A 221-nucleotide genomic window follows, 5' to 3' on the forward strand; every position below is an offset into this window, starting at 1 on the left:
GCATAACTCCCAGTGGTATTATAACTGAGCTGTCGCAAATAATTGTTTTAGAAAAACAAACAATTAAAAAGAATTTCAGAAAAATGAAATTCGCAGTTGACAAAAGACAGAAGATATGATAAAGTATCCAAGTCGTCAACGAAACGACAACAAAATCTTAACTCAAAAATGTTTGAAAAAACTTGAAAAAAGTACTTGACAAACAAAAAGAGATGAGATAA

The organism is Blautia sp. MCC283, from assembly GCF_018785565.1.
GTDB lineage: Bacteria > Bacillota > Clostridia > Lachnospirales > Lachnospiraceae > Blautia_A.